The 16,989-nt window shown below is 53.6% G+C and carries 12 protein-coding genes and 1 tRNA gene; 5 read left to right on the top strand and 8 right to left on the bottom strand.

Features of this window, described 5'->3' with window-relative positions; translation table 11 throughout:
• Positions 1 to 55: 55 nt before the first annotated feature.
• The 6 genes from clpX to IEW12_RS01760 all read right to left on the bottom strand — a co-directional run bounded on the left by clpX (position 56) and on the right by IEW12_RS01760 (position 8,379).
• Entirely contained in the window at positions 56 to 1,327 is a 1,272-nt protein-coding gene (gene clpX / locus IEW12_RS01735) for an ATP-dependent Clp protease ATP-binding subunit ClpX (protein WP_188564272.1), read from the bottom strand.
• A 293-nt stretch (positions 1,328 to 1,620) separates the two neighbouring features.
• Positions 1,621 to 2,247, bottom strand: a complete 627-nt coding sequence (clpP, locus tag IEW12_RS01740) for an ATP-dependent Clp endopeptidase proteolytic subunit ClpP (protein ID WP_308789107.1) — start codon at positions 2,245 to 2,247, stop codon at positions 1,621 to 1,623.
• 18 nt (positions 2,248 to 2,265) lie between these two features.
• Positions 2,266 to 3,612, bottom strand: coding sequence for a trigger factor (tig, locus tag IEW12_RS01745; protein WP_188564273.1), 1,347 nt, complete (start codon positions 3,610 to 3,612; stop codon positions 2,266 to 2,268).
• A 29-nt stretch (positions 3,613 to 3,641) separates the two neighbouring features.
• Positions 3,642 to 3,728 (bottom strand) — tRNA-Leu (locus IEW12_RS01750).
• A gap of 356 nt (positions 3,729 to 4,084) precedes the next feature.
• Positions 4,085 to 7,180 carry an efflux RND transporter permease subunit gene (locus IEW12_RS01755; protein WP_188564274.1) on the bottom strand — a complete coding sequence of 1,032 codons (3,096 nt, stop codon included), beginning with the start codon at positions 7,178 to 7,180 and terminating at the stop codon, positions 4,085 to 4,087.
• Entirely contained in the window at positions 7,177 to 8,379 is a 1,203-nt protein-coding gene (locus IEW12_RS01760) for an efflux RND transporter periplasmic adaptor subunit (RefSeq protein ID WP_229750853.1), read from the bottom strand. Before IEW12_RS01760 ends, IEW12_RS01755 begins: the two co-directional genes overlap by 4 nt.
• A gap of 253 nt (positions 8,380 to 8,632) precedes the next feature.
• Between IEW12_RS01760 and hpnC the strand changes: the two genes are divergently transcribed.
• The gene (gene hpnC / locus IEW12_RS01765) at positions 8,633 to 9,442 is read left to right on the top strand and encodes a squalene synthase HpnC (protein WP_188564276.1); all 810 of its coding nucleotides are present in this window, start codon (positions 8,633 to 8,635) and stop codon (positions 9,440 to 9,442) included.
• 345 nt (positions 9,443 to 9,787) lie between these two features.
• Positions 9,788 to 10,492 carry a M24 family metallopeptidase gene (locus IEW12_RS01770; RefSeq protein WP_229750854.1) on the top strand — a complete coding sequence of 235 codons (705 nt, stop codon included), beginning with the start codon at positions 9,788 to 9,790 and terminating at the stop codon, positions 10,490 to 10,492.
• Between the two features lie 89 nt (positions 10,493 to 10,581).
• On the opposite strand, the gene IEW12_RS01775 is transcribed toward IEW12_RS01770, so the two are convergent.
• Positions 10,582 to 11,481, bottom strand: coding sequence for a hypothetical protein (locus IEW12_RS01775; RefSeq protein WP_188564277.1), 900 nt, complete (start codon positions 11,479 to 11,481; stop codon positions 10,582 to 10,584).
• A gap of 369 nt (positions 11,482 to 11,850) precedes the next feature.
• Here IEW12_RS01775 and hpnD point away from each other — a divergent pair, with 369 nt between their 5' ends.
• Positions 11,851 to 12,684: a presqualene diphosphate synthase HpnD gene (hpnD, locus tag IEW12_RS01780; RefSeq protein WP_188564278.1), complete on the top strand. Its 834-nt coding sequence runs from the start codon at positions 11,851 to 11,853 to the stop codon at positions 12,682 to 12,684.
• Complete coding sequence (gene hpnE / locus IEW12_RS01785) at positions 12,671 to 14,026, top strand: hydroxysqualene dehydroxylase HpnE (protein WP_188565591.1); 1,356 nt, start codon at positions 12,671 to 12,673, stop codon at positions 14,024 to 14,026. The genes hpnD and hpnE overlap by 14 nt, the downstream gene beginning before the upstream one ends.
• Positions 14,027 to 14,041: 15 nt before the next feature.
• Here hpnE and radA read toward each other — a convergent pair whose 3' ends face one another.
• On the bottom strand, positions 14,042 to 15,430 hold the full coding sequence (gene radA, locus IEW12_RS01790; RefSeq protein WP_188564279.1) for a DNA repair protein RadA: 1,389 nt from the start codon (positions 15,428 to 15,430) through the stop codon (positions 14,042 to 14,044).
• 249 nt (positions 15,431 to 15,679) lie between these two features.
• On the opposite strand from radA, the gene lplT reads away from it, so the two are divergent.
• Positions 15,680 to 16,951 carry a lysophospholipid transporter LplT gene (lplT, locus tag IEW12_RS01795; protein WP_188564280.1) on the top strand — a complete coding sequence of 424 codons (1,272 nt, stop codon included), beginning with the start codon at positions 15,680 to 15,682 and terminating at the stop codon, positions 16,949 to 16,951.
• Positions 16,952 to 16,989 lie beyond the last annotated feature (38 nt).

The raw sequence follows: 16,989 nt of genomic DNA on the forward strand, positions 1-16,989 counted from the left end.
GCGATTCCAGCAAACAGGGGGGATGAGCACGCTATCCCCCACAATTTATAAGGAATTAAGATTTTCCGCCCGAAACCTTGGGTTGTTCGTGATAAATCAGCAGAGGTTTGGCGCCGTTGCTAATCATGTTTTCATCAATAACGACCTTAGCCACATTTTGCTGGCTAGGCAGTTCAAACATGATGTCCAGCAGCGCGTGCTCCAGGATGGAACGCAAGCCACGGGCACCCGTTTTACGTGCAATCGCTTTCTTCGCAATCGCATGCAATGCAGCCGGACGTATCTCCAGTTCTGAGCCTTCCATCTCAAGCAGCTTCGAATACTGCTTGATCAGCGCATTCTTAGGCTCGATCAGGATCTGGATCAACGCCGCCTCATCCAGCTCATTCAGCGTCGCTATAACCGGCAAACGGCCTACCAGCTCAGGGATCAGACCGAATTTGATCAGGTCCTGTGGTTCCGCATCCTGCATGATCTCGCTGGCGCTCTTTTCGGTCGAGCTCTTTACGCTGGCAGCAAAACCGATGCTGCTGCGCTCGGAACGGTCGGAAATGATCTTGGCCAGGCCGTCAAACGCACCGCCACAGATGAACATGATGTTGGTCGTGTCGATCTGGATGAAATCCTGGTTAGGATGCTTGCGGCCGCCCTGAGGTGGCACAGAAGCCATCGTACCTTCGATCAGCTTCAGCAAAGCCTGCTGCACACCCTCGCCGGAAACGTCGCGTGTGATGGACGGATTATCCGATTTGCGGGAAATCTTGTCGATCTCATCGATGTAGACGATACCTTTTTGTGCGCGCTCTACTTCATAGTTGCAATTCTGCAGCAATTTCTGAATGATGTTCTCAACATCCTCGCCAACATAGCCGGCTTCGGTCAGTGTTGTTGCATCTGCAATAACGAAAGGCACGTTCAACATGCGGGCCAATGTCTGCGCCAGCAGGGTTTTACCGGAACCTGTAGGACCTACCAGCAAAATATTGCTTTTGGCCAGTTCTACATCATCTTTTTTGCCTAAATGCTTCAGGCGTTTGTAGTGGTTATACACCGCTACTGCCAGAATGCGTTTTGCAGTGGATTGCCCGATCACATATTGATCCAGCAATTCTGTGATTTCCAGTGGGGTCGGTAATTCTGTGCGTGGGCTGGAAATGGAATCCAGGCTTGCCACTTCGTCACGAATAATGTCATTGCACAAATCAATGCATTCGTCACAGATAAAAACCGACGGTCCGGCAATCAGTTTTTTTACCTCGTGTTGACTCTTGCCACAGAATGAGCAATAGAGCAGCTTTTCGCCAGTGGAGGATTTTTTATCGGGCATGGTACGAATAATTAAACAGAAATGGGTTTGATATTACCTGCAAATTCACGATTCGTCATTGAACTTATTTCTATCCACCAACGATACATTTATTGGAAAGCTGCTGCAAAATTAACCCGGACAGCATTGCTTGCAAAGGCGCCCGCAAAGCCAGGATAATTTTTCAGCAATCTCCAAATCAATTTAGTGCATTTACAAGCCAGATTATAGAGCACAATAAAAAAAACGCCCGGACCTTTATAGTGCGGGCGTTTTTTATTATTTCAATGATCGCGGAAGCCGCGAACACCGGATCAGGAACGATGCGTCAATACCTTGTCGATCAGGCCATATTCAGCGGCTGCATCAGCAGACATGAAGTTGTCCCGGTCGGTATCCTTGGCGATTTGCTCTATGCTTCTGCCGGTCTTTTCAGCCAGCATTGCATTCAAGCGCTCACGCAGATACAGTATTTCACGTGCCTGGATTTCGATATCCGAAGCCTGGCCCTGCGCTCCACCCAGCGGTTGATGAATCATGATCCGTGAATTAGGCAAGGAAAAACGCTTGCCTTTGGCGCCGGCTGCCAACAGGAAAGCTCCCATTGACGCTGCCAGGCCGGTACACAGTGTTGACACATCCGGCTTGATGAATTGCATAGTGTCGTAAATCGCCATCCCTGCAGAAACCGACCCGCCTGGGGAGTTAATGTAAAGTGAAATATCCTTGTCCGGATTTTCACTTTCCAGGAACAGCAATTGCGCCACGATCAGGTTGGCAGCCTGGTCATTGACCGGACCAACCAGAAAAATCACACGCTCTTTGAGCAGGCGGGAGTAGATGTCGTATGCACGCTCTCCCCGGCCGCTTTGCTCGATAACCATTGGCACCATGCCTAGCATGTTGGTTTCTAATGCAGAATTATGGATGATGCCTGACATGTGTGATTTCCTTAATTGTTAAGCTTGCGCGTTGTTACCCATCAATTCGTCGAAAGGCAGAACCTTGTCTGTCACCTTCGCTTTACCCAGCACATAAGTAACGACGTTTTCTTCTAATACAAGGGCTTCAACTTCAGCTAAACGGCTACGATCGCTGTAGTAGTATTTAACTACTTGTTGCGGATCTTCGTAGCTTTGTGCGAAATCTTCAACCTGAGCCTTGATTTGCTCTGCAGTTGCCTGCAGGTTGTTAGCTTTGACCAGTTCAGCCAGGATCAAGCCCAGACGCACGCGGCGCTCAGCTTGTGTAGCAAACAATTCAGGCGGGAATGGTACGTCGTTGACGCTCATGCCGCGCTGTGCCATATCCTGACGTGTCATTTCTGCCAGACGCTGGCCATCCTGCTCAACCAAAGTCTTAGGAACGTCGAATTCTACCGCTTTGACCAGTGCATCCATCACGCTGTCTTTGGTCTTCGCTTTAACGCGACCCTTGACTTCACGCTCCAGGTTTTCCTTGATGTCGGTACGCATTTTAGCCAGATCGCCGTCGGTGATACCCAACATCTTCGCGAAATCGGCATCTACCTCAGGCAGATGTGCCCATTCCAGCTTTTTCAGCGTGATGGTGAATTCTGCTGTTTTACCTGCGACATCCTTGCCGTGGTAATCCTCAGGGAAAGACAATGGGAAAGTTTTGCTTTCGCCAACTTTCAAGCCCAGAGTTGCCGTTTCAAATTCTGGCAACATGCGGCCTTCGCCCAATACGAATGCGAAATCGTCAGCTTTACCGCCGGCAAATTCAACACCGTCAATCTTGCCGACGAAGTCTACCGTAGCGCGGTCGCCATTTTGAGCGGACTGTTCGCCGCCGTCGCCATGCGCGCCCTGCTCGCCTTTAACGTGGTAGTGCACACGTTGCTTGCGCAGGATGTCGATCGTTTTATCGATCTCTACATCGCTGACTTCAGCTTTGACTTGTTCCACTTCTGCAGCAGACAAATCGCCAACTGCGAACTCTGGGTACACTTCGAAAGTTGCGTCAAAAGCCAGGCTGCCTTCTGCAACAGCGTCGCCGGTTTTTGGCTCAATCTTTGGATAGCCTGCTACGCGCAGATTGTTTTCGTTGGCAGCCTGATTGAATGCCTGACCGACTTTGTCGTTCAGCACTTCAGTCTCAACCTGGTAGCCGTATTGAGCGGCAACCATTTTCATTGGCACTTTGCCTGGACGGAAGCCAGGGGCTTTCGCCGTGCGTGCACGCACCTTCAAACGTTTCTCAACCTCGGACTGCACTTCTGCGATCGGGAAAGAAATAGTAAGACGGCGCTCTAATTTATCTAAAGTTTCGACTGCAGTTGCCATGAAAATCGTCCAAATATAAAAAAATTCTGTGGTGCGAGGAGGGGGACTCGAACCCCCACACCATTGCTGGCGTCAGGACCTAAACCTGGTGCGTCTACCAATTTCGCCATCCTCGCGGGAATTAGCACAAAAGCAAAGGGCGACCCGAAAACTAAGTGTCGCCCAAAACTATCGCATGTGGCATTTCAACTCCAGCCGCGTATTCTACTGGATTTTACCTACGTGTGTCTCGTTTTTTTCGTAGTAAATTGCAATTTAATTGACGAGAAGAACCATTTATAAAATTTTATGCTTATAAAGCAGGCAGGGCCTGCAACATCGATGAAAGCTTGATGTTTCAGGCCCTGCTCCGCGCGGCCATTTTCGTGGTCGCGCGCTCATTACATGACTACTCATGCGGCTATTGCGCTATTGCGCTGTTGCGCTGTTGCGCTGTTGCTATCTCATAACGCGCATCTACCCAGCTATCAACTCATGCTACCGGCTTCTTCACCCGGAACCAGGCAGCATACAAGGCCGGCAGGAACAGCAAAGTCAACGCTGTCGCAATAATCAAGCCGCCCATGATCGCCACCGCCATCGGCCCCCAGAATACCGAGCGCGACAAAGGTATCATCGCCAGCACCGCCGCCGCCGCAGTCAAGATAATAGGACGGAAACGCCTTACTGCCGATTCAACAATCGCATCCCATGGACTGGCGCCGTTCTGGATATCATGTTCGATCTGGTCGATCAGGATCACAGAATTGCGGATGATCATACCGAACAAGGCGATTACGCCGAGCTGCGCCACGAAGCCAAACGGTCTTTGCAATATCAGCAAGGCCATTGCCGCACCTGCCACGCCGAGCGGGCCTGTCAGGAAGACCAGCAACGCACGCGAGAAACTATGCAATTGCAGCATCAGCAAGGTGAAGATAATAAAGATCACCAGCGGAACGTTGGCCGCAATGGAATCCTGCGCCTTGCCACTATCCGCAGCCGCACCTGCCAGCTCTATCTTATAACCAGGCAGCAAGCTCGCGCGGATCTGATCCAGCTTCGGTGATATCTGACTGGAGACCGTCGGCCCCTGTATGCCGTCCACCACGTCGCACTGCACGGTAACAGCCCATTCACGCGCCTCACGCCACACCACGCCCGGCTCCCATACCAGCTGGATGCGGGCAAGCTGCGACAGCGGCACGGCCTTGCCGCTGGCTGTAGGAATATTCGCCTGGCTCAATGCAGTGATTGTCGAGCGCTCATCTACAGGCTGGCGCACCTGGATGTCAATCAGGTTGATGCCCTCGCGGAACTGCCCTACCGTGGTACCTGACAAGATAGTGTTTGCCGCCCGCATCACGCTTTGCGAAGTCACGCCCAGCGCGCGCAGTTTTTCCTGGTCCAGGTCGATACGCACCACCTTCACCGACTCATTCCAGTTATCGTTGACACCTATCGCATTCGGATTGGCGCGCATCACTTCCTTGACCCGATCCGCCACTTCACGCACCTTCGCCACTTCCAGGCCAGTTACACGGAACTGCACCGGATAAGGAACCGGCGGGCCATTCGGCAGCAGCTTGACGCGGCCACGCACTTCCGGGAAATCGGTCTTGAATATTTGCGTGATTTTCAGGCGCAGAGTTTCTCGCTCTTTCAAATCCTTGGCCAGCACAACCAGCTGGGACACGTTAGTCTGCGGAAAAATCTGATCCAGCGGCAAATAGAAACGCGGGCTACCGGTACCCACATAGGAAGTCACACTTTCAACACCAGGCTCCTTGCTGATCATAGCCTCGAATTTCTTCACCTGAGCCTCATTGGCCTTGAATGCAGAACCTTCCGGCAGCCACATTTCCACCATCAGCTCCGGACGCGCAGAATCCGGGAAAAACTGCTGCTCAATAAACTTGAAGCCATATACGCCCAAGCCAAACACCGCCAGCGTGATCACAATCGTCGTCTTGCGCCATTCGACACACCAGTTCACCAGTGCGCGGAAGCGGGTATAGAACGGCGTATCGAACAGCTCGTGCTGGCCATCCGCGGATGCGGCAGGCTTCACCTTCAGTAACAAGTAGCCGAGGTAAGGAGTGAACAATACTGCCGCCAGCCAAGAAATGATCAAGGCAAGCGCATTCACAGAGAACATCGAGAAGGTATATTCACCGGCAGCAGATTTTGCCAGGCCGATAGGCAGAAAACCGGCCGCAGTAATCAAGGTACCGGTCAACATCGGCATCGCCGTCGAGGTATAGGCAAACGTGGCGGCATCGAAACGCGAAAAACCCTCCTCCATTTTTCGCACCATCATTTCCACAGCGATAATCGCATCATCCACCAGCAAACCCAAGGCGATAATCAAGGCACCTAGCGAAATCTTGTGCAAATCGATATCGAAGATGCGCATGAACAGGAAGGTCACTGCCAGCACCAGCGGTATCGTCAGGCCGACAACGAGGCCAGGCCAGATATCCAGCCGGAAAGGCCTGGTATGCAAACCTAATGACAGGAAGCTGACCGCCAGCACAATCACCACCGCTTCTATCAGCGTATGCACAAATTCACCCACCGACGAGGCTACCGCCTTGGGCTGGTCTGTGACTCGCTCTATCTGTATGCCAACCGGCACCTTGGCCCGGATCTCGGTCATTACCTTGTCGAGATTCTTGCCCAGCTCAATAATATTGCCGCCGCGCTCCATGGAAATGCCCAAGCCTATGACTTCCTTGCCATTGAAGCGCATCTTGTCCGAAGGAGGATCGGTGTAGCCGCGGGTAATATCGGCAAAATCACCTAGCCGGAACGTCGTGCCATTGGCGCGCAACTGCAGATCCTCAAGATCCTTGGTCGTCATCAACGCGCCGGATATCCTCACCTGCAAATTGTCGGTGGGCGTGACCATCACTCCGGTAGACTCCACCGAGTTTTGCGACGCGATCTGCGACACTACCGCATCGAATGGAATACCTAGCTGTGAAAATTTCTTTTGCGAGAAGACGATATTGATCTTCTGGTCCTGTACGCCGAACATTTCCACTTTGGATACCGAAGGTATGCGCAGGAATTGCTGGCGCACAAAATCCGCATAATCCTTTACCTGCTGATAGGTAAAGCCGTCGCCGGACAAAGCGAAGATGGAGCCATAGGTATCGCCGAACTCATCGTTGAAGAATGGCCCCTGCACGCCGGGCGGCAAAGTGCCGCGGATATCGCCTATCTTCTTGCGCACCTGATACCAGGTCTGTGCGGTTTCTTTTGGTGGCGTGGATTCACGCAACTGCAAGATGATCAAGGTCTGGCCGGGCTTGGAATAGCTGCGTATGCGGTCGATATACGGTGTTTCCTGCAGTTTTTTTTCCAGCTTGTCGGTAACCTGGTCGGCCATTTGCAAGGCCGTAGCACCCGGCCAGTTTGCACTGACAACCATCGCGCGGAAGGTGAAGGGAGGATCTTCGTCCTGCCCCAGGCGGCTGTAACTGAAAATACCCCCCAACAGCAGCGCCACGATCAGGTAGCGCGTCAGCGGGATATGTTCCAGTGCCCATTTGGATAAGTTGAAACCCTTGGACGTGTCGCTCATTTAGCCGCTCCTGCGGACGCAGATGCGGCTGCCTGGCTTGCCGGCTGTGGTGCAGGCTCGCCCAGGATGGTGACTTTTTGCCCTGGTTTCAGCACATTCGCACCGGCCGTCACGACCACCTGACCAGCGGTGACGCCGCGTGCAATCGTGATGTCATCGCCGGAAGAGCCGGCCACCTGCACTGGCACCAGCTTGACGGCGCCATTTTCTACAATCCACACTGATGTGGTATTTTTTTCCTGGAACAAGGCTGTCAGCGGCAGCTTGATCATCGGATTAGGATCTTTCGCGCCGAAAGTAACATAGGCCGTCATGCCCAGTTTGACATCAGGCGTCGCAGATGGAATTGCCACTTTGGCGGTATAGGTGCGAGTCACGGAGTCAGCGATAGGCGATAACTCGCGCAGCTTTGCCGGAATAATCTGATTAGGATTGGCCCACAAACGCACGCGGATATCCGTAATCTGGCGTATCGCATTCACCTGGTCTTCCGGTATGCCGACGACCACGTCCATATCACCCGCCTGCGCCACTCTTACCACCGGCGTGCCGGCAGCAACCACCTGCCCTGCTTCTGCATCGATACCCGTGACTACGCCATCCACATCAGAAACCAGCGTGGCGTAGCCAGCTTGGTTGGATTGATTCTTGTACGAAGCAACGGCCTGTTCATAGCTGGCCTGGGCCGCCTTGAACGCTGTTTGCTTACTGTCCAGTACCGTTGCCGCAACAAAATTCTTTTCGCGCAAATCCTGATAGCGCTGCAACTCTGCCTTGGCCAGGTCGCGGTTGCTTTCTGCCGCATACAAACCGGCTTTGGCTTGGGCCTGCGCCAGAGCCAGGTCTTGCGGATCCAGTTGCATCAACACCTGCCCCTTCTTGACCACTGTCCCGACATCCACCTTGCGGGCAACAATCTTGCCGTTGACGCGAAACCCCAGGCGCGACTCTACCCTCGCCCTGACCTCGCCCGAGTACTCGTTAGTCAACTCCACGCCGGCGGCGGCCAGCTTGATCGTTCTCACCGGCCTGATATCTTCCGTTTTCTCTGCCGGCTTGCCGCAGGCAGACAATATAAGTCCCGCAGCCAGGCTCAGCGCAAAGGGATAGATTCTCCATGCCGCCTTGCGGCCTAGGTTGCCATCTGTCCGCAAAATCCCTGCTGCTTTGGGGTTGTCTATAGTTTGTGGTGTTAACACGAGAGTTTTTCCTTTACTATTCAGGCTCTTGAAAACAAGGCTGTCCCAATTAATTTTACTTAGTACCGTTTTTGGTGCTGCTGATAGCGGGCGTGCGTGACTGCGCGCCATTTTTAATCTATTGTTATTTTTATTATTTTGCCTGGTTAGCGAGTAAGTTAAAGAACAACTTAAGAAGTAACTGACTTGGCGGTTAGTAATTATAGTGATGCATCTTATATTTGCCAATGACTTTTCAGTCATTAAGAGATTTATGCCGGTAGAACACTACGAAAACTTTCCCGTTGCCTCTGTTTTGCTGCCTGCCCGGCTAAGGCCGGCGGTTGAGTCCATCTATGCATTTGCCCGTACCGCAGACGATATCGCAGACGAAGGCGATGCTTTGGCCGCGCAGCGGCTGGCTGAGCTCAGCCGCTTCGAGCACGAACTGGATCAGCTTGAACAAGGTATTCAGAGCGAATCCGGCTTGTTTCGCTCTCTGGCCGCGACGATTGAAGAGCATCGCTTGCCGGTACAGCCTTTCAGGGATCTTTTGTCTGCGTTCAAGCAGGATGTCGTCACCACCAGGTACGCTGATTTTGACGACTTGCTGGATTATTGTCGGCGATCGGCAAATCCGGTAGGTGCACTTATGTTACACCTGTATCGTTGTGCAACCCCAGAGGATTTACTTCAATCCGACGCCATTTGCTCAGCTTTGCAGCTCATCAATTTCTGGCAGGACGTCGCCATAGACTGGAAGAAACAACGCATCTATATCCCGCAGGAGGATTTGCAAAGATTTCAGCTCGGTGAGCAGCATATCGCCGCTGCAAGGACAGACGAGGCATGGCAGCAGATGATGCGCTTTCAGACCGCCCGCGCCAGGGCCATGCTGATGCAAGGCAGTCCATTAGCGAAAAAGCTGCCGGGGCGCATAGGATGGGAACTGCGGCTTGTTGTACAAGGCGGCCTGCGCATCCTGGAAAAGATAGATAAAGTCAACGGCAATGTGTTTACACAACGCCCCAAACTCGTCAAATCAGACTGGCTGCTACTATTGTGGCGCGCCGCCCGCATGTAAGCCTGTCTTGAGCAGACTTTTACGAACGAGCGTTTATTATGTCTTACAATTTGTTGCAAATTTATTATGGCGCGCGCTCGGGAGGCGGTTTTACCATGCGCAGGAACCATTGCCACCACCTTATACCTTAATTTCGCCCGTACACCGTCACGCAAACATGCAAACTTGTATATATCACCCGGTTTTCCTACTATGCAGCTTTGCAGTGAGCGGATGCAGTGTCTTTAAGATAGCCGAGGCCGGAATAGCTATCGATATTACCCAAGCTGGACTTAATGCCCTCAAAGGCAGCTCCAGTAAATAGATTTATCCTGAAACATTCAGGAGCAACCCGCTCCATCAGCCATGCCTACCGAATTACAAATTGCCGAACACCGCAAGGTTCAACTTGCCGCCAAGTCCGTACTAAACAGACTGGCCCCCCTAATTACCCCCGATGATACCGAGCAAAGCATCGCCGCCAAAGCGCAAGAGATGATACGTGAGGCCGGCTATCCCGAGACTTGGTACTACGATTGCATGGCGCTCGTGCTGCTTGGGTCACGTAGCTGCGTCTCCGTCTCGGGCAAGGACTACAGCCCTGCCGATGAGTCGGTCGGCTCATTCAATCTGATCACCATAGACCTCAGCCCCACCCATAAAGAATATTGGGGAGACTGCGCCCGCTCTTTTGTCGTAGAAAACGGCAAAGTGACCGACGCACCGCAGTCGCTGGAGTTTAAGAATGGATTGTCTTTCCTGCGCCAGATGCATGCGCAGATGCTCGCCGTGGTCAAGCCCACTACGACTTTCGGACAATTGTTCGACTGGACCAATATGCGCATACGCCAGGGCGGCTTCGTCAACCTGGACTACAGGAATAATGTCGGACACAGCATCGCCACCACGCGCGAGGAACGCCAGTACATACAGGCGAACAATTCCGTCAAACTGGGAGATGTACCCTTCTTCAGCTACGAACCTTTTGTCAGGCTAAAAGGTGGTAAGTGGGGATTCAAGCACGAGGGGATTTTTTACTTCAACCAGGCAGGAGCGCTGGAAGAGCTGTGAAACTCAAGCCCGGCCGCTGAGAGAACTACTCAAGGGCCGGCATGATTGCGACTGGGGCAGCAGATTGCTGCCCCAGTCTATTTAGCTATTTACTTATTAACGCAAGTGACCGGAATATTGCTTGCGCCGGCTGGATTAGCCAGGTGGGCAATACCGGAACCATTGGTCACGGTGCAAATCTGTCCCGCAGGCTGGGTGCCCACAGTCACGTTATACGCCTGTCCTTCGACCATGCTCTGGTTGAATGTAAAGTTCCCGTTGATAGTCTGGGTGATCATGTTGATGGAGTTCGTATCGCCATTGTTTTGGAATACGATAGTCCCACCAGCAGCCAGTCCGCTCAAAGCGACAGAGACAGGCACCGCCTGAACGCAATTTACTGAAGCAATATTGGCAAAACTTCCCACTGGTTTGGTATTGTCCGCAACGCCTGTTCCATTGGTAATGGTGCAATTTTGCGCCACTGGCTGAATGTAGACGCTAAAGTCGTAAGGTTTGCCGGTTGGCATGTATTTAGGGAAGGTAAATACACCATTGACGGACAATGTTTTGCTGTCTTGCAGCGTCGTGTCTGTATTGTTGATATTGTTTTCCAGGGTCATGCTGGCACCGGTGTTCATACCGTTCAATGTACCGCCAACCTGTACGCTAGGCACGCAAGTTACTTTGACATTCGTCACGGAGCCAGAACCAGTCATGTGCCCAGTACCATTGGCTACCGTGCAAAATACAGTCGTCGGCTGCGTCAGTACAGAAATAGTATAGGAAGCATCGCTGGCCACGTTAAAAGCAAAAGTGCCATCTGCAGACAATGTCTGGGTGTAATTGGCATCGTTCCTCAATACCAATGTATTTGTTATCGTGCTATCGGTAGAGGTAAGACCTGTCACCGAACCGCCAACCGTCGTATAGACGAAACCACCACATCCCGCCAACGCGGCGATGAGGCCAACTACACCCGCAACTGCTGCAAATTTAAGTTTATTCAAGATATTTTCCAGTTTTAATGTTTTTAATGCGAAAGCCCTGCGGGCGATATTATAATGCGCGCACCATTATACGAGCTAGATATACCTGGGGTGAACGGCCTGCATCCAGGATTACATTCTGTTACCTGTCTTTACACGCGCATCGCAGGGCAATATTCCGACGCCGGGAATGGATATGCCACAAGTATATCGAAAAATTGATGCGATAATATCATCAAACCTGTGACGCGAATGCAGATGCGCAGCGAATCAGGCTGGGTGAAGGCTCTCAGACAGCGCTGCATTCAGAAAATCAGTTCTTAAATCAGCTTTATAAATATCAGCCCTAAACAATTAGCCTCTTAACGTAAGCCCTAGACGATCCCAAGCATGTCTCCAGACGAATACTGCCAACAGAAAGCAGCACAAAGCGGCTCCAGTTTTTACTACAGCTTTTTATTCCTACCCCTGCCAAGGCGGCTCGCCATCACTGCCCTGTATGCATTTTGCCGGGAAGTCGACGATGTCGTTGACGAAAGCACCGACGATTCCGTCGCCCGCGCCAAGCTAGGCTGGTGGCGCCAGGAAGTCCAGGCCATGCTGGCCGGAGCCCCCACCCACCCGGTGACCAAAGCCTTGCTGCCGCATATGGCGGCGTATGCCCTGGACGGTGCGCATCTGCTGGCCATTATCGACGGCATGGAAATGGACCTGAACCAGACGCGCTACCTGGACTTCATCGCGCTGCAAAAGTATTGCTGGCACGTTGCAGGTGTCGTCGGCATTTTGTCAGCCAGTATTTTCGGCCTGAAGAATCCACAAACTCTGCAGTACGCGGAAAAGCTGGGGCTGGCCTTCCAGATGACCAATATCATCCGTGACGTAGGTGAAGACGCCCGCAAAGGCCGCATCTACCTCCCTGTCAACGAATTGCAACAATTCCAGGTCACGGCGGCGGACATACTGAACGCACGCCACAGCCCGCAATTTGAGGCGCTGATGCAGTTCCAGTACGAGCGCGCGCAGAAACTCTATGACGAAGCCTTTGCATTGCTGCCGGCAGAAGACCGCCGCACGCAGCGTACTGGCCTGATCATGGCCGCCATCTACCGAGCCTTGCTGGTAGAAGTGAAAGAGGACGGTTTCCATGTGCTGAACCAGCGTATCTCGCTGACGCCTATACGCAAGCTTTGGCTGGCCTGGAAAACCTATATCCGTGGCTGATAAGCATACAAAGCGCGTCGCAGTGATCGGCGCCGGCTGGGCCGGCTGTGCTGCCGCAGTCGAACTGGCGGATCAGGGGTATCAGGTAAGCCTGCTGGAAGCAGCCCGCACCTTGGGCGGCCGCGGCCGCATGGTGGAAGTCAACGGGCTGTCGCTGGACAACGGCCAGCATATCCTGCTGGGCGCCTATACGGAAAGCCTGCGCCTGATGCACAAGGTCGGTGTCGATACCGGGAGCGCCCTGCTACGCTTGCCGCTGCAAATGTGCTATCCCCCCGGCCCCGACGGCATGCATTTTGTCGCCCCCAGGCTCCCTGCCCCGCTGCATCTACTATGGGCACTGATACGCGCGACTGGATTAAGCCGCGAAGACAAGCTGTCCCTGGCACGTTTTTCGACAACGGCACGCTGGATGGGATGGCAGCTTTATACCGATTGTAGTGTCAGTGAATTGTTGCAGCGCTTTGACCAGACCGAGCGGCTAAGTCGCCTGATGTGGACGCCCTTGTGCATCGCCGCGCTGAATACACCGCCGGAGCGTGCGTCGGCGCAAGTATTCCTTAACGTGCTGCGCGACAGCCTCGGCGCTAAACGCGCAGCCTCCGATATGCTGGTACCGCGGGTCGACTTGTCCGCACTGTTCCCACAGCATGCGGCGGAATATGTCAAACAGCGCAGCGGCCAGGTACTGACCGGCGCTACGGTAAAAAGCATACGCCGCGAAACTGCAGGCTGGGCGCTGGACTGTGCCGCGCTGGACGGGGCAGATGCGCTGTTTGACGCGATAATCATCGCTACGGGACCGGAAAATGCAAGCAGGCTGTTGAGCGATATCCCTGGAACTGAGGTTTCCAGTGCTGTTCCCCCGTTTTCATTCGAGCCTATCACCACCTGCTACCTTCAGTATGCGGCTGATGTACGCCTGCCGCGCGCCTTCTTCGCCCTGGCTGATTGGCCTGAACAAGGCTTATGGGGGCAGTTTGTATTTGACCGAGGCCAATTGCATGCCGGCCAGGCGGGCTTGCTGGCGGTGGTCGTCAGCGCATCCAGCCAGGCAATCCAGCTGGGCAATGAAGCACTGGCCACGGCGCTGGCAAGGCAACTGGCCAGCATGCTGAATATGCCAACCTTAGCGACGCCGCTGTGGCAACAAGTCATTTCCGAAAAACGCGCCACCTTTTCCTGCACACCGGCACTGGCAAGACCGGAAAACCTGACCTCCGCCCCCGGCCTGCTATTGGCCGGCGACTATACGGCAGGGGAATATCCTGCGACGCTGGAAGCAGCGGTCCGAAGCGGGACCAAGGCGGCTCAAGCGCTAAGCCAGTCCGCCCAGGCTTGACACGACAGCTCTTATTTACTCGTCCGTCACATAGCTGTCTACATCCCTGATTTTGTTCAGGGCTTCTTCTATCCTGTCCACGCCTATGATGGTCAGCCCCTCTATTTTTTGTTTGGGGGCATTGGACTTGGGTATCATTGCGATCGAAAATCCCAGCTTGGCGGCTTCGCGCAAACGTTCCTGGCCGCGCGGCGCGGGCCGTATCTCCCCCGCCAGGCCGACCTCGCCGAACACCACCAGGCCACGCGGCAGCGGCTTGTTGCGCATGGAAGAGTTAATCGCCAGCAGCACCGCCAGATCGGCCGCGGGTTCGGTAATCTTGACACCGCCCACTGCGTTGATGAACACATCCTGATCAAAGGCGGCGACGCCGGCATGCCGGTGCAGCACCGCAAGCAGCATCGCCAGCCTATTTTGCTCCAGCCCGACCGACAGCCGGCGCGCATTCGGCGCATGAGAACTATCCACCAGTGCCTGTATTTCCACCAGCAAGGGCCGCGTCCCCTCCTGCGTCACCATCACACAAGAGCCTGGAACCTGCGCATCATGCTGGGACAGGAACAGGGCGGACGGATTGGATACCCCCTTCAATCCGCGCTCACCCATCGCAAAAACGCCCAATTCGTTGACAGCCCCAAAACGGTTCTTGATGGCCCTCACCAGACGGAAGCTGGAATGGGTATCCCCTTCAAAGTACAACACTGTATCGACAATATGCTCCAGCACGCGGGGGCCGGCCAGCGCGCCCTCCTTGGTCACATGGCCGACCATGATCATGGTGATGTCCATAGTCTTGGCGACGCGCGTCAATTGTGCAGCGCACTCACGCACCTGTGCCACTGAACCCGGAGCCGAAGTCAGCGCATCCGAGTACATGGTTTGTATGGAGTCGATGACAACGACCTGTGGCTTGACGTCACCCAGGGTGCTCAGGATTTTTTCCAGCTGTATCTCCGCCTGGAACTGCAAGTCTTGCGCATCCACGGCCAGACGCTTGGCGCGCAGCGCGATTTGCGCGCCGGATTCCTCGCCGCTGACATACAGGACCTTCTTCAGCCGGGATAAATTGGACAGCGCCTGCAGCAGCAGGGTCGATTTGCCAATGCCGGGGTCGCCGCCGATCAGCACTACGCCACCCGCCACCAGGCCGCCGCCCAGTACACGGTCAAACTCCTCTATGCCTGTACCAAAACGCGGCACGTCCAGCGCCTCAATTTCTGCCAGGTTCAGGACCGGTGCAGTCTGGGCCAGACTTTGGTGTTTCCCTGAAAAGCGGTTTCCCGCTGTTTCGACTATCGTTTCAACCAGCGTGTTCCATTGTCCACAAGACGGGCACTGGCCGGCCCACTTATTGACGATGCCACCGCACTCGGTACAGGTGTAATTGGTTTTTGCTTTTGCCATGATCCCTTGTTGATATTTTTATATCTTGCATATCATTATAAAAAACTTGTTCACCAAACTGTTTCTCATCCGTTGAAGAATAAGAGGCCGCCCCGACTTGCATAGTACTGGGCATGCATTCAGCAAAGTTTCTCGTATGCTTACATTTTACCGAGCATTTAGCACGGCCGAACTTTAATTCACATGACAGCTCTCATTTTCATGGTATAAAGCAAGCCGGTGACATTTTGTAACAGGCAAATAACACGAATGAAACGCGGTTTTTATACCATCATGGCGGCGCAGTTTTTCTCATCGCTTGCCGATAATGCGCTCCTGATTGCAGCGATGGCGTTACTGGCCACGATGAAGTCGCCGCAGTGGATGACTCCATTGCTCAAATTGTTTTTCGGACTTTCCTATGTTCTGCTGGCAGCCTTCGTGGGTGCTTTCGCGGATTCCCTACCCAAAGGGAAAGTCATGTTCATCACCAACCTGATCAAAGTCTTCGGTTGCGCGCTGATGTTCTTCAATGTTCATCCGTTGATAGCGTATGCCGTGGTTGGTTTTGGCGCTGCAGCATATTCACCTGCCAAGTACGGCATCCTGACAGAATTACTCCCCCCCGAAAAGCTGGTGGCAGCCAATGGCTGGATAGAAGGACTGACTGTGTCATCCATCATCCTCGGCACGGTTTTGGGAGGAATGCTGATCAATCCTACTGTGGCTGCGCTCTTGCTGAAGTTTGATCTTCCGATGATAGAACTGGGCATAGAAACACCGACCGAAGCAGCCTTGTGCGTCATCACCTCTTTATATGCGTTTGCAGCATTATTCAATCTGAGGATACCGGATACCGGCGCGCGCTACGCCCACCAGGAGCATAATCCAGTCAAGCTGGTCGCGGACTTTGCAGGCTGCTGCTCAGTGTTATGGAAAGACAAACTGGGCCAGATCTCGCTCGGCGTGACTACGCTATTCTGGGGTACTGGCGCCACTTTGCAGTTCATCGTATTGAAATGGGCTGAAAAGTCGCTGAATATGCCGCTGGACCGTGCAGCGATCCTGCAGGGGGTGGTGGCGGTCGGCATCGCACTGGGAGCCGTAGGCGCTGCCCAATTCATCCCGCTCAAGAAATCACTGTCCGTGATGCCGCTGGGCATAGCCATGGGCCTGGTGGTGATGATCATGACCGTAGTCAGCAGCGTCTGGGTCGCTTATCCGCTACTGATACTGATAGGTGTACTGGGAGGCTTCTTCGTCGTGCCGATGAACGCGCTGCTGCAGCATCGCGGCCACGTACTGATGAGTGCCGGCCATTCCATCGCCGTACAGAACTTCAATGAAAATCTGTCCGTATTATCGATGTTGGCCTTGTACGCATTGATGGTATCGCTGAATCTGAATATCAATGTCGTCATCATCCTGTTCGGCCTGTTCGTCTCTGGCACCATGTATATGGTCATGCTGAAACATAAGGCGAATCAGCGCGAGCATGATTCACTGGCCTTGATCGGCGAGCATAAGGACGACCACCACTAACCGCCAGACAGGCAACAGCTAGGTGGCATCCAAGCACC

The organism is Parundibacterium terreum (assembly GCF_014636315.1).
In the GTDB taxonomy this organism is placed as follows: Bacteria; Pseudomonadota; Gammaproteobacteria; order Burkholderiales; family Burkholderiaceae_D; genus Undibacterium; species Undibacterium terreum.